12 protein-coding genes and 2 pseudogenes are annotated in these 13,327 nt (G+C 62.3%); 2 read left to right on the top strand and 12 right to left on the bottom strand.

Features of this window, described 5'->3' with window-relative positions; translation table 11 throughout:
- Positions 1-141: 141 nt before the first annotated feature.
- Positions 142-828 (top strand): annotated as a pseudogene (locus tag NGJ44_RS13585) (AlwI family type II restriction endonuclease); the annotation flags it as partial.
- A 26-nt stretch (positions 829-854) separates the two neighbouring features.
- The gene (locus tag NGJ44_RS13580) at positions 855-1,415 is read left to right on the top strand and encodes a hypothetical protein (RefSeq protein WP_251864237.1); all 561 of its coding nucleotides are present in this window, start codon (positions 855-857) and stop codon (positions 1,413-1,415) included.
- A gap of 46 nt (positions 1,416-1,461) precedes the next feature.
- Here NGJ44_RS13580 and NGJ44_RS23200 read toward each other — a convergent pair whose 3' ends face one another.
- The 12 genes and pseudogenes from NGJ44_RS23200 to NGJ44_RS13525 form a co-directional block, all read right to left on the bottom strand.
- Positions 1,462-3,165: an ATP-dependent DNA helicase gene (locus tag NGJ44_RS23200; RefSeq protein WP_502802131.1), complete on the bottom strand. Its 1,704-nt coding sequence runs from the start codon at positions 3,163-3,165 to the stop codon at positions 1,462-1,464.
- Between the two features lie 264 nt (positions 3,166-3,429).
- Positions 3,430-4,308 (bottom strand): annotated as a pseudogene (gene mobF, locus NGJ44_RS23195) (MobF family relaxase); the annotation flags it as partial.
- Positions 4,309-4,360: 52 nt separating this feature from the next.
- Positions 4,361-5,989: a type IV secretion system DNA-binding domain-containing protein gene (locus tag NGJ44_RS13570; RefSeq protein ID WP_082308179.1), complete on the bottom strand. Its 1,629-nt coding sequence runs from the start codon at positions 5,987-5,989 to the stop codon at positions 4,361-4,363.
- 78 nt (positions 5,990-6,067) lie between these two features.
- Entirely contained in the window at positions 6,068-6,472 is a 405-nt protein-coding gene (locus NGJ44_RS13565) for a hypothetical protein (protein WP_053243664.1), read from the bottom strand.
- Between the two features lie 9 nt (positions 6,473-6,481).
- The gene (stbB, locus tag NGJ44_RS13560; RefSeq protein WP_053243696.1) at positions 6,482-7,189 is read right to left on the bottom strand and encodes a StbB family protein; all 708 of its coding nucleotides are present in this window, start codon (positions 7,187-7,189) and stop codon (positions 6,482-6,484) included.
- A gap of 45 nt (positions 7,190-7,234) precedes the next feature.
- Positions 7,235-7,654, bottom strand: a complete 420-nt coding sequence (locus tag NGJ44_RS13555) for a hypothetical protein (RefSeq protein WP_200907966.1) — start codon at positions 7,652-7,654, stop codon at positions 7,235-7,237.
- Positions 7,655-8,335: 681 nt separating this feature from the next.
- Positions 8,336-9,283: a helix-turn-helix domain-containing protein gene (locus NGJ44_RS13550; RefSeq protein ID WP_152967937.1), complete on the bottom strand. Its 948-nt coding sequence runs from the start codon at positions 9,281-9,283 to the stop codon at positions 8,336-8,338.
- Positions 9,284-9,344: 61 nt separating this feature from the next.
- Positions 9,345-9,617 (bottom strand): hypothetical protein, encoded by a 273-nt coding sequence (locus tag NGJ44_RS13545; protein ID WP_251864235.1) that lies wholly within the window; start codon positions 9,615-9,617, stop codon positions 9,345-9,347.
- A 52-nt stretch (positions 9,618-9,669) separates the two neighbouring features.
- The gene (gene virB11 / locus NGJ44_RS13540; protein ID WP_053243656.1) at positions 9,670-10,698 is read right to left on the bottom strand and encodes a P-type DNA transfer ATPase VirB11; all 1,029 of its coding nucleotides are present in this window, start codon (positions 10,696-10,698) and stop codon (positions 9,670-9,672) included.
- A gap of 70 nt (positions 10,699-10,768) precedes the next feature.
- Entirely contained in the window at positions 10,769-11,935 is a 1,167-nt protein-coding gene (gene virB10 / locus NGJ44_RS13535) for a type IV secretion system protein VirB10 (protein ID WP_053243657.1), read from the bottom strand.
- Positions 11,932-12,750: a TrbG/VirB9 family P-type conjugative transfer protein gene (locus NGJ44_RS13530; RefSeq protein ID WP_251864234.1), complete on the bottom strand. Its 819-nt coding sequence runs from the start codon at positions 12,748-12,750 to the stop codon at positions 11,932-11,934. Before NGJ44_RS13530 ends, virB10 begins: the two co-directional genes overlap by 4 nt.
- Positions 12,747-13,322, bottom strand: a complete 576-nt coding sequence (locus NGJ44_RS13525) for a hypothetical protein (protein ID WP_053243659.1) — start codon at positions 13,320-13,322, stop codon at positions 12,747-12,749. The genes NGJ44_RS13530 and NGJ44_RS13525 overlap by 4 nt, the downstream gene beginning before the upstream one ends.
- Between the last annotated feature and the right edge of the window lie 5 nt (positions 13,323-13,327).

Genomic DNA, 13,327 nt, shown 5'->3' with positions numbered 1-13,327 from the left:
GCTCGGGTCCATCGGGTATATTCCTCCTGCGCAGGCTGAAGAACGCTATCTCCGTACCAACTCTGACTCTGTGCCGATGAACGCTGTACTTTAACCAAACAGCCTCCTCGATTCCCGGGGCAATTCACCTACGCAGCCCAGCAAGCAGCAGTGTGGGAAGAGATCGCTGCTTACATGGAACTGATCATCACACGCCGCAACAGGAAGATTCTTTCTAATGGCGAAGAGATTGAAGTACCACAGGCCGAGGCTCCAGCATATTTCGAGTGGGTGCTGTGGCGAGCCTTCCTGGCTATCAACAGCTTGGCCAACAAACCCTATGAGGCTCGCCGCTTCAAGATCGATCAGGATTTCCTGCCGGTAGGCACTGCTCCAGGCAATGGCCCGGATCTGATCTTCGAGTTCGATGATTTTGTACTGGTGGTGGAAGTCACGTTGACGGCTAACTCGCGCCAGGAAGCGGCGGAAGGAGAGCCGGTAAGACGCCATGTGGCGGACCTCGTGGCGCTCTACCAAGAGCAGTCCGGTAAACCAGTCTACGGCTTGTTCATCGCCAACAGAATCGACTCCAACGCTGCTGAAACCTTCCGTATTGGTATCTGGTACACCAATACCGATGAGAAAATGCGGCTGGACATCATCCCGATTACCTTGGCGCAGTTCAAAGACGTGTTTGAAGCGCTGTTTGTTTCGGGACAAGTGGATGTTGCCCTCATTCGAGAGCTACTTGAACAATGCGGCAACCTGCGACCAACACATGAAGCTCCCGCCTGGAAGCGAGAAATTGCCGACGTTGTACAACGAACAGTAGGCCAGCTTTTGCAGTAAGCATCGTCGGCTTCAAAGGAGATCGCATGGAGCGTGAAGACATTCATCGGCATTATTCTTGGCAGTTCAAAGCCGGGCGAGTAGTCGATAACAGCGTACCGGATAGCTGGCTGTCGGCCATTTCTTCCTTGTGCACCAATGTCGATGTGCTGATTCAAGGCGAACTACGAGAAGGCTTTCATTGGCTGGACATAAAGGAGAAGCATGGGATGCTGTCGGTGTCTTATGCGGCTCCGAGCGCACTGACGGACGCGATTAATGCCCTGGTCGATATGGATGACACAGCTTGTCGCCAAGCCGTACCGGCGAGTGCGCCAGCCACTGGCATCCTGCTGCGCCAAGTAGATAGCTTGAACTGGTCAGGTCAGGCAGTTGCAGCCTGGCTGCCGGTTGATGAACTTGGCAAGCCACTGTCTGGGGCCATTGTCTACATCGAGGATATGCCGCACTCGCTACAAACTCATTTCATGACGTGGCTGGGGCAGCAGCCACTATCCATTTCGCGCCCGCCGCTTGGCTTGCCAAGACGGGGACAAGCCTATTTCGCAGAGGACATACTGACTGCGATGGATTCAGCCCCTCATTAAATGCACAAAGCCCGCGATTTTGCGGGCTTCTGAATTTGTGCGTTTGCTACATAATTCCGCCGATTTCCATGGATGCAGCCTTTTCTTGGCGCCGCCACGGTCGGGTCGCTTCCAGGCCGATATCCAGCGCCGCGGTCTTCTCCTCGAGCCGATTCACCACGCCACGCAGCTTGGCGAAGTTGTCGGTGAAGATTTCGGTCTGGTGGCGAGCTCGGGAGATGGCCACGTAGTACACGTCACGCTGGGTGGTGCGGCTGAAGCTTTCAGCGTTTATCAAAGCGCGATCGCAGGTCAGGCCCTGGGCACTGTGGCTTGTGGTGGCGTAAGCGCGGTCCAGGTGCAAAGGGGCTGTCGCGGCGTCCAGCACCAGACGCCGGCCGCTGCCGGCGACCGTGACCGTCGTGGGCGTGACCGCGACGACCTCCAAGCGCGCGCCGTTGGCCAGGTCGAGCGACGCGTTATGGCGCGTCACCCGCACCCAGTCTCCGGCGGATAGCTCCGCACGCAAGGGCTGATAGACGGAGATCTTCGTCGCCCGCGCAGGATTTAACGTCGTTCGAACCTTGGTGGCGACGTGCTCGACCTCCAGTTCGTTCCGCTTGCCGGCAACGGTCCCGATAACCCGATACATTTGGCCCTCCTGCAGGTTTCCCGTCTTGTACGTTCGTTCGGGCTGGATGATGTCGTCGCAAACGTAATACTTCGCCACCCGTCGCTCGGCCTGCGTCGTGTCCCGGCGGGTGAGCAGGTCGAACTCGAAACCGCGGCCGGCCAGCCCGAGTTTTTGGTGGGCAGCTTCGTTCAGCGCGTTCCGGGAATCATTGGTGCCGGTGATAATCAGCGTTTCTCGGCGCTCATCGGCGGTCAGCGCCGCGTACTCCGTGGCGATCTTGTCGTAGCGCGACGCATCGTCTTTGATGGCGTGCACCGCCTGGAGCTTGGCATCCAGGACGTCCAAGGCTTCAACAGCCTTCCCATGGGCGGCAAGCTCCACTGCTTCTTTCAGCTCGACCTTTTTTTGGCGGATGATGTCGCCCATCACGGCGGTGGCCATCCCGGCATTCTGCAATTGATGGAAGGGGCGCCCGGCCTCGATCGCCTTGGTTTGGCCCGTGTCGCCCAGCATGACGATGCGGGCGCCATCGGCCTCGGCCATCTGCATCAGCCGTTCCATGATCCGCGCCGGCACGACCCCCGCTTCATCAATCACCAGGACAGTATTCGGATCCAATTTGAAGCGGTCGCGCTGGTGTGCCTCCAGCACCGACGCGAGGGTGCGCGCTTCCATACCCAGCTCGCGCAGCGCTTGGATCTGTTTGCCGTAGGACGCAACGGCCTTGACGGTAAATCCCGCGGCTTCAGCCGCCTCCTTTACCTGGGCGAGCATGTGGGACTTGCCGGTTCCAGCCAGGCCTTGGACGCCGACAAAGCGGTCCGCTGTGCCCAGAATCAGTTCAGCGGCAGCCAATTGGCCAGGCTTCAGGCCGCGTTCCGCCAGTGCGGCCTTGGCTGCCTCAGCCTGCAGAATGGGCCTGACGCGGCCGCGTCCTTCTCGTTCGATCTGCAGAATGCGCTTTTCCCGTTCCCGCGCCTTCTGTGTGGTGTACTTGGCGCCGTTCGGCACAAGCTCGCCGGTGGCGATGGAGCGCCGCACCTTGGCCTCGGCCTGCTTCTTGGTCAGCCCGTCCTTCACCAGCTGGTTGACCCAGGCTGCCCGGGTCAACGCGGCACCATCGTGGCTTCGAGCCATGCGGTACTCCAGCGTCCCCAACACGAGGTGACCCTTGTCCAGCGAGCGCTTGACAGCCGACTTCACGTCGGCCAGTCGAATACCGGTGCCGGTCGCGCGCCCCAGTGCAGTTTTCAGCAGATCCCGGCCCTTGACCACCGATTCCCGCTCGGTATGGTGCTTGATCGCCCAGTGCAGCGCATTGTCAGCGATGAGCGCGGCAGCTTCGGCGGACAACTCCCTGGACTTCTTCGGCTCACCCTTGCCCGCCTCGAAATCAATGCCAATCTCCGTGGCTTGTCGGCTCCAGTCCGCCTGCAGCTCCTCTCGCGTGATCTCGGGAGCCTTGTCATTGCGCGTCTTGAGCGCAATCGTCTGTTTAAGTTTTGGGCTCGCCGTGACGCGACTTTCGCCGAGGGCGGCCAGCTCGGCGTTGATGTCCTGGGACCGCTTCGAGTACGCTTCAATCTGCTCACGGGAGATGTGGGCAAGCTCAAAGTTCTTGCCTTCATATCGAATGGCGTGCCCGACCCGCTCCAGTTCAGTGGCCAGCTCGGCCGAGTAGATGGACTGCACGAGCGACACCAGGCGATAGACATCATCATTGGACATGGCGGTCCAGGAGCCGTCCGCACGTTGGGTAATGTTCAGGACCAGGGCGTGCGTGTGAAGCTGGGGGTCGGAGTATGCTCCGTGCGTCGGCCGCGCGGTTTCATGGCGGAACTTGGCGATGGCGGCATTTCCGGTCCGCTCCATCGTGGTCACGCCTTTCTCCGTCTGGCGGGCGCGCACCAACTCCTTCTCCAAGAATTCGAGCGCCTTGCTCACCGCTCGATCATGTGCCTCGATGACGGAGCCGTCCTTGCCGACGAGAGCCTGAATGCTCACGCTCTTGGGCGGGGAGAATGTCATGTCGAGCGCGGCCCGAGCCTTGGCATCATGACGAACGGATCGGGAAAGGCGCACGCCCGGCCCGAACTCGCCGCGCAAAGCCCGTTGCAGGTCGGCCGGATCCACAACGCCGCTCAACCCCAACGCCTGGGCGGCCTTGCCTTGCCACTGGGCAGCCGCGCCGTCACGGCTGTAGTAGTCGTCCTTCTGGTCGGCATAGTAGTGCGACGCCTTGGTGGCGGCGCTGCGGTGAATCGTCTTGAGAGAGATCATTTCGCTTCCAAATCAGAAGGCCGCCAGGTGGCTGGCGGCCAGTGCGACAACATTAGGCGGCGATCGTGGGATCTTCAGGCAGTTCTGCCTGCCACCAAGCTCGAGCTTCGCTGGGTGCTGGATGCGCAGCTCCGTGAGCGCCCGCACGCTTGGCCTCAATGAAGGGGGCATGCCGAATGGCGAAGTTGACGGGCTCAAGCTTGAACTTTGCGATCGGCCGGTCACCCGCGAAAGCGATCCAGCCCCAGAGATCAGGCAAGGATTGAATTTGTGCGGCTGTCACGACGGGTTCGGTCTTGCGCTCCATGCGTTCGCTTGTGCTGCGTGCGCTTCCCGGGTTGCGACTATCCGTATACTCAGGCCGCGCGACTTCGTGCTCGCCAAGAGCCTTGGACATTTCCTGCGCCGTTTCGGGGTCGGTCTTGGAGCCACCGAGCACGACCAGCGAACGGAAGCTGGCCCGCAGCGTTTGCGACATCTTCTCGCCAAAGATGTCGTCAAGCTGCGAAACCGACTGCAGCCCAGCCACAGCCCGGCCTCCGTTTTTTCGCCCCTTGGTGAGGAAGTCCTCGAGACTGGCCATCTTCTCCATCGAGCCGAGCTCGTCGATAACGAGCCACCAGCGGCGGGCTTGGTCTTCAGGCAGCGAAAGGAGGGCGGAGCAGAACACGTCGACGAACGACGAGATGAGCGGCTTCATTGCCTCCTTCATGTCCTCGCGCCAGGTGATGAACAGACTGCCCGTGCCGGTCTCCATCCAGTCTCGGATGCTGAACTTGCCTGCTGGCATGGAGCAGTGTTCCGCCAGATACTTCGACAGCACGAAGCGGGCGCTGGTGAGCGCTTTGTTGGCCTCGGACGAGCCAGCGAACAACGATTCCGCAAGCGTGCCTGCCAGAAAGGCGCGTAAATCCTTGTCCGAGGCGATGGTTGTCCAACGGAACAATTCATCAATGGACGGCGTGCCCAACTCGTAGAGCTTGCGTGCGGTTTCACGCAGTAGCAGCCGAGCGTAGCCGTTCCATTCTTCCGCCTGGGCATCCTTGCCCAACGGCACAACATTCAGTGCCAGGCGCTTCCAGTCATAGTCAGCACGAACCTCGTTGAAGAACGACCAACCTTGGGTGCGCTGGTCATACGGATTGAGCAGGACGTCGCTGGGGCGGCCAAATTTGCTGTAGAGGTCTCCGTTGGGATCGACGGCGACGATGCGATCACCGCGAACCAGTGCGGAAAAAACCAAGTTTCTCAAAAGGACTGATTTGCCGCTGCCGGTTGCGCCGTTCAGCAGAATATGGAGGTTCTCGACGCGTGTGGGCATCGGCACGCCTGCCACATTGATCTGTTGAACTCCCTGTTCATGGCACAGCTTGCGCAGTTTCTTGATCGGGACCACCTTGGTGCCGCGTATGTGGATCTTGTATCCCGCTCCGTCGAATCCCTTCTTTTTCGAATGGCGCTTCAGAGCGATGGCCAGGCTCACTGCCAAGATCAGCCCAACGACAGGCGCAGTAATCAGCAGGATATGGGACGGGGTGGCAATGATCCAGTTGGACAGAACCAGCCATGTGATTTGACTGAAGGGAACGCCCGACATCACCTTGGCGGTCAGCAGCCAGAAGGTCAAGGGCAGAAAGAGGATGGCGAAGCGAATGATTCGCCGTCGGGTGTACGGTGCCATGGTTTTCCTTGAGGACGGGCCACGAGGTGGCATGTGATGCCGGCGGGCTCTTCGGAGCCTCGCCGGCCGGAACATTGGTCAGGAATGGTTGAAAAGCATGATCAGCGTCGTGCAGAGCGCGGTTCCGAAGAACGCGCTTGCCATGCAGAGCAAGCCCGTGCGCCAAGCGACGGCCGGCACTGCGGACGCGGCGGCACGGCTGGTCACGCGCAGTTCGCCGGTGAGATGCGCAATCGTTCGGCCAGCCTCCAACATCGAGCGGGTGGACTGGTCCGCCGCCTGGCTGGCGGCTTCCTGTCCCGCCCGGCGGATGACGGCCGGTAGCGATTGCAGCGATTGCTGCATCTCCTCCTGGCGCTGCGTCAGCAACTCCATGCGCCCGACAAGCTGGTGGCTCTCCCGGAGGATTTCTTGGTAGAGCAGCTCCACCTTGCTGCGTGCGGGCACGGCAGGAGGCGGCCCGCCAATTTGCGTATCGGACATGGCGGCCTCCTACGCGAGGAGCGCATTGAAGGCGCGGTCGAGCTGGCGATCGACGGGCCGAGCGAGCGACTGCAGGGCGTGCATGTCGCTCAGGTGCGAGATCAGCTTGACGTCGTCGCGGGCCGCTTCCCGCAGAGCCTGCCGGTAGTCCTTCTGGTCGGACAGAATTTCCTTGATGGTCGTGCGTTTGTTGCCCAGGAGGTCGAAGACTTCGTTCTCGAAGATGGCGGCCTCCGGGTTGGCTACGAAACCGCCGGCCTTCCTGGCGTAACCGAATATCGCGGCGAATTCCTCCTTCACATCGGCGTCAACGCGATTGAAGAGCACGCGCACGCGCTCCGCAGGAACACCGATTTCGGCCAAAGCCTGGATCGTCTTGATGGTTTCGCGCTGGGCTTTGCCCAGCGGGATCACCGGCAGCACGTAGTAGTCGATCTCCAGGTGTGCCTGATCGTACTTCACCAGTTCAGTCAGGAAGTCTTCGATGTTGGAAGCACCCACGTCGACGATGGCGGCCTCGGCCATCAGCAGCTTGCGAAACAGGCGGCCGAAATGGCCACCGCGAATCTGTTCGACGTCCAGGCCGAGATCAGCCGCGCTTTCGTTGGTGGATTCCACCGCGATGATTTCCGCGTCCTGGATACGCGGGGCGAGCACGTGGCTCGTGACTGTGGTCTTGCCGACGGTGCCGGAGTAGTTGAGGACGGCGATTTTCAGCGGGGTCTGGGTGGCCAGAATGGCTTCGTTCATGGGGGCTTACTCCTATTTCTGCCGGCCGATCTCGGCCAGCTCGTTGAGGTCAATGTCGTTGGAAGTGCGAAGGCGGACGAGGTCAGCCTTGCTCATGAGGCCGCCGCCGGTAGTGGCAGCCGTGGGTGTCGGCAGCGCAGGGACGGGTGGCGATGGGGCGGAAATGGCAGGCGAAGGCATGCACGCGGGTTCCGCCGCCTGCCGTTTGCGCCAGCGATAGAGCGCCTTTCGCAAGGCACCTCTTGTCATCGGGACGCCGGCGTTCGCCAACGTGGAAACGATCGCGGCGTGTGACACGCCGACGCTGACAAGGTGGTCAATCACCGGTAACAGGGCCCGGATTCTGGCGTGCTGCTCAGCATGCTCAAGCGCGTTCAGCTGCCGAACGATGTCCACGTGCACGCCGTCAGGAGGAGTGCTTCTTTTCTGCATGGTGAAATGCCCGGGGGAACCGGGCTGGATACGGGGTTGACAGGAGGGGGAGCCGCGCCCGCTTGCGGGCGTGGGGGAACCGTTGCGGTTCCCCCGGGGGGTCGGAAGCGCGGCCGCCGACAGGCGGCCGGCCAGGGGGGCAGCATGCCCCCGCGCTTGGGGGCCATGCATCCCCATCCCGCCGGCCGGTGTTGCCGCCGGGATGGGGACTCGCCTTCTTGGGATTGCCACGTACAACGTCGTGCCTGGCCGAATCGCAGGGGCCTTGGCAGGCCGCCTTGGAGGCTACGGGAAAAGGCGGTTGTGGGCAGGGCGCGGCGAGGCCATCGGCTCGCCAGCGCCCAGGGGGGCTACCTTTCCCCCGCCCGGCGGCGCGCAGCGCCGGCGGGGAGGGGGACTGAACCTATGGGTTTCAGGCCGACGCCGCAGGCGGCGGGGCGAAGGGAGCGAAGCGACCGGAGGGGTAGGCGGATCGGCGCTCAATTTGCGGCCGGCGCCTCGCGCGCGACTCTCTCTCAAACCTATAAAACCTATAAATACCTATTGAGTACCGTTTTTGGGACTAGCATCAGGCCGTTTTTGGGCCTGGCCGCTGCCAAAATTGGGCCGGGCGAAAGACCTTTTTGGGCCTGGCCCGAATTTGGGACTAGTTCCAAAATTGGTCCATGCTGTGGATAACGTTCAGTGCGGCGGTGGCATGCCGGCAGCTTGGAATACGCGCTGCTTGAACCAGGCTTCCGGCTCGTTCGGGCGAATGCTCAGTCCGAGGCTCTTGCCTTTGGCGACAATGCCGCCCCAGGTGGCATGCCACGGAGTGCGCGAAGCCTTGGGCTCCCATTCCCGGAAGACCCAAAGCCGCCACGACTCGAACCAGTCCGACGACATGCCAGCGTCACCAGGGCGTGAACGCATGTACGCCGCGAAGGTGGCCGCCATGGCGTCGATCTTCTCCGGATTCCAGTGCGGCCGTTCGCGCGCTGCCCAAACGCGCCAGCGCTCTGGCAGTGTCCATCCCGCGGGCAGCCGCGTGGGTGCGGCACCGGCGGCGGCTGCGTGCTGGCCATGCCGGAGCCGGCCAGGTCGTTCTGCAGCCGTAGGTTCATGATCTGTCTTGACAAGCGCCTGCCGCACGCCTGTGGCCACCGCGGCGCATCCTATCTCGTGCACCTCTTCGGCCGCCGCGCTCGCTATCTCCGCAGGCGTGACCGCCTCGGATACTCGGCGGTCGTGGTCAGGCTCTCCATCGGGTTCATTGCTTGGCCCGGCTCCGCCATCGTCTGGTTCGGTCTGCGTTGACGCACTGACATTGCCTGCGTTTACACCGAATGCAGGGGGCAGGCCCACGAGCGGCACGGCGTTGGGACACAATCGATAGACGATGCAGCTGCGGTTCTCGCCCGTACGGTGTCCGGTATCCTGAATGGCGCCCAGCTTGCGCAACCGGCCCAGCGCTTCGATAACCGTTTTGCGATTCAGGTGGGTGACCTTGCTCAGGTACTCGATCGAGGCAAACACGGTCCATTCCTCTGCGTCGTAGCGCACCAACATGGCGAGGTTCAGCAGGATGAGCTTGGACGATGATTTTTCGACGTTGGCCAACCTGGCCCATTTTGTTGCTTCAATGCTCATGGCCGCCCCTTGTGCTGCAGCAGATTCTTACCGGGTAAAGGATTTGTCCAGCTCGGGCCGCTCACGCGCCATCCTCCTGCACCGTTTCAGCGATCGAGGCGCGCGGCCGCAGCGGCAGGCCGTGTCTTTCGTAGAACTCGCGGCGAGCCAGGAGCCAGGCCTTGTACGGCCAGGCGCGGCGCTCGCCCCAGGGATAGGCGTCGCGGATCGCGAGATGAATTTGCTCGAGCGTTTGGCCTTCGGCTTGGCCACGTTCGTACACTTGCTGCATGATTCTGTACGCCATGCGGGTGCGCGCTTCCTGCGCGCCGCGTTGGCGGTTCGCGTGGGTCATGGAAGTCTCCGGGGAATGCGGGACGACGCGGATGCGTCGAGGGCAGGGACAATCAAAGGCCGGCGCTGGCGCCGGGGTTGAAATAGACTTCGACGAGCTTGTAGTCAGCGAAGTAGAGCGCGATGTCCAAGGTCGAATGCAAGTAGCGCAGGATCGTGTCGAGATCCATGGCATTACCGGCTATGGATTGCTTAACCAACAGCGCTACACGGCTGTACGTATCGGCTGCGCTATTGGCATGGGTCGTGGTTACCGATCCAGGGTGGCCCGTATTGAGCGCGTTCAGGTAGTCCCAGGCTTCTGGACCGCGCAGCTCGGACAGGAAGATGCGATCTGGCGAACTGCGCATTGCGGCTGCAATGCAGTCGGTGGCCGACATGCGCCCCGCGCCAGTGCCGTAGATCATGTGAACGCGATTCGGATGGTTAGGCAGGAACAGTTCGTGCACGTCCTCGATCGTCAGAATCCGTTCCGTGACCGGCACGCATTCGATCAGGCTACGCGCGAAGGTGGTCTTCCCCGATCCGGTCTTGCCGGCCACGATAATGTTTTTGCAGCTCTTGACGGCAAGTTCCAGAAACTCGCGCATGCGCCGTTGCTGCTTGAGCTCGAGCAGCTTCCGATCTTGAGGGGTCACCGCCGCCGCTGCGTGATCGCCGCCGCCGCTGACGTCCACCCACTTCTCGAACGCGCCTTCGGCCTGCAGCTCGTCGAGCGTCTTGACCAGGCTGCTGTGCTTGCGAATGTTGATGGACAACGTGCCATCAATGACGGCTGGAGGCCTGGCAACTTGGCCCCGTTCCCCATCCGGCAGCACCAGGGACATGATGGGGGTAAAGTTCACGTTGTTGTAGCTGGCCATGGCGGACACGAGGGCGTCCAAGTATCCGAACGTGAGGGCCGCGTCTTCGTGCTCGTGCCAGCGGCCGTTCTGCCGGGTCAGAATGAGGCCGGGGCGCGGAATCGTGATCTCGCGCACCGCATCGTCCGCCATGTAGTGGGCGACCGGGCGCAGCAGCTGGCGCAATGCAATGTCGTTGGCCACCGCCACAGCGGGCGGAGCGCTATGGGAGTCTTTCATAGTGATCAGAATAGAAGGTGCTGGCCGGGACGCGGCAGGCCAGCGAGGTGGTCAAAGGGTGTTTGGCGACCTACCGCGACACAGGGCGCAGGGCGTAGACCGAGCTGAAGTCCAGATCCCGGGCCACGTAGATACCGATGCGCCCGCCCTGGTTGCGATACAGCGTCGGCGGGATGTTGATCGAGTTGTCCAGCACTGTGCTGACGGCGTCCCGCGCGGCGTCGCCCGTCGAATCAAATCGAATCGACCCGCTGCTGTTGTCGCCACGAGAGGAAGCCCAGGCGCCGAAGTCGCTGATTAGACTGACCAAAATCGCGCCGCCGAAGCGTTCGGCGAAGTGCGTGTCGATGTGGCCATCCAGGCCGGCTTCACCCAGCGCGCCAGTGCCCGGCGAATCCAGGTGGATCACCACGCCCTTGGGCGTCTCCAGCCGGGACCAGACCACGCCAATGCGAGGCTGCCCTTGCGACAGCACACCCTGTTGGTAGCCTATGAACTTCGTTCCTTCGTCGATCAGGACGACACGGCCGCTGGTTGAGCGAACGTCGTGCGGCGCGTAGCAGGTGATCATGCCCGCCTGGGCGCTGACGAACCTGGTGTCCTGGACGCAGTCGATCATTGTTCCCTGCGTAATGAGCAGGTCGCGGTTGCCGAGCGTGCCGGCTCGAGCGGCGGTCAGCTTCATGGGCTTGAGCCGGTCGGACATGGGGCCGCTGTCCGGTTCGCGTGTGGCTGCCTGGGTCGGAGCCTGCTGTCGGCGTTCACCCTGGCCGTCCTTCCCGGCTTGCAGACCGCTCGTCAGGCGGCGCTTGACGACGGGATCCTCGACCACGGACTGCACCAGGCTGCCCAGGTTGCCGGTCGCCGGCGGCGGAGCAGTCAGGTCAGGGAGAGAGGCTCGATTCGGCTCAGGTGGAGGCGGCGGTGGCGGCGCAGGCTTGTCCTCGGGCAGCTTGAGCTTGGGCAGGATGTTCTCTATCTTGGCTTGCGCCACAGCATCCAGTTGGGTGCTGCCATCCGGACTGGCAATCATGGCACGCCATATCGCGGTGCCCGCCAGTAATATGCCACCGAGCACTACCAATGAGAAGAACGCCTTGGCACCAGCTGCCGTCGGACGAGCGGCTCCTTGCAGGTCTGGTGCGCCACGCCCCTCGATATGCGCCTGTTGTCGTTCAATTTCGGCGACCGCGTCGATGCTTTTACGCGCGGCGCGCCGGCGTCTGAAGAATCTCATGGTTTCGGCTCCTCCAGCAGCACGCGCTCCACTGCCGGCGATACCGTTCCCGTCGACAGCGAGCGGGCAGAGAGCGTGCCCTCGTTGTGAACCGCCACGACCTGGTCGCCCAATCGAAGATGCCAGCGCTTGGCGACGCGATGCAACACGATCGTCCGATTGCCTTCCATGTGGCGATTGGCGATGACTTCGTTGCCGTCGGCGTCCACGAAGTAGACCGTCGGAAGATCCTGACCCGGTGCGAAACGCAGCCAAGTCTGGGCACCATCGTCCCAAGCCGCCTCGGGTCCAATGCCAGTGTCGCCGCTCATGGTGTATCCCTGCCAGTTGATGGCCAAGTCAGCCGCGGCCAACTCCCGTTGCACATGCTCCCGCTCTTGTTGCTGCACCGTCTTGGCGTGCTCGGCGTCCGGATAGCGCAGCACGAGCCGGAACACTTCTCGCCCTTTGCGCTCCTTGGCGTACTTGAGCAGAAAGGAGTAGGTGCGCTTCGTGGTGATGTACAGCAGGTTGGTGTCGGCCTGTTCCACGATGGGCTTGAGCAAGAGGTGCTTGCCGATTTGCTGGAAATCGTAGGCGGCCGAGTCGCCGAAACCATGCGTCACATACTCTTCGTCGTCATTGAGCTGGATTTGGGTGGCTACCCCCAAGGTGGTGTCCACCTGGATCACGTCTGCCGGGTCGTAATCGGTCCAGCGGATGCGCGGATCCTTCGGCGAGGCCTGCGGCCGGTCCAGCGCCCATGCGGGTGGGGCGGCGCCGCAGAGCGCGGCCGCAAGCACCGCCGCGGCCAACGCTTTCAGGCGAGTGTTCATCGGCTGTATTCCATTCCGTGGTTGTGCTCGTGGGTGCGGCTGTGCGCATGCTCCAGGCCGACTCCCATCTCTTTGTCGCGCGCGGGATCGCGGACCAGGCCCACGCCGCCCACGGCCTTGAAGGGATAGCTGATCGAGAGCGATTCTTCTTGACCCGTCAGCTCGAACGACCGATTCAACGAGTTTCGCGCGTGCACGATAAAGTCGCCCGTGTCGCGGTCCAGCTGGATGAGGCAGTTGGGCGTGGTGCCCACCACGGGGCCACGGTATTCGCGGCCGTCCTCGGGCTGGCGAATCTGGCGATCCCGCTCGCCGTACATTTCGATCGGCCGGCGCGCTTCCCGAATGCGCTCCTCGAAGTGTTTCGCGATCCGGTTGGCCGCCGCCACGATGCTGGGCAGCCGAAAGTCTGCGTCCTTGCGCATGTGGTCCTTGACCAGGCGATCGGCACCGTAAAGATCGACCTTCGCGTAGCGTTCGAGATCGCGGTACAGGGCAGCTTGCTCTGCAGGCGTGAGGCGGTGAGCGTTCTCCAGGCGACGGGCCAGCTCGTTGATCTGCTCTTTATTCATGGCGA

The organism is Achromobacter sp. Marseille-Q4962 (genome assembly GCF_943737005.1).
Lineage (GTDB): Bacteria > Pseudomonadota > Gammaproteobacteria > Burkholderiales > Burkholderiaceae_B > Achromobacter.
This window is presented reverse-complemented; position numbering and strand designations above follow the sequence as displayed.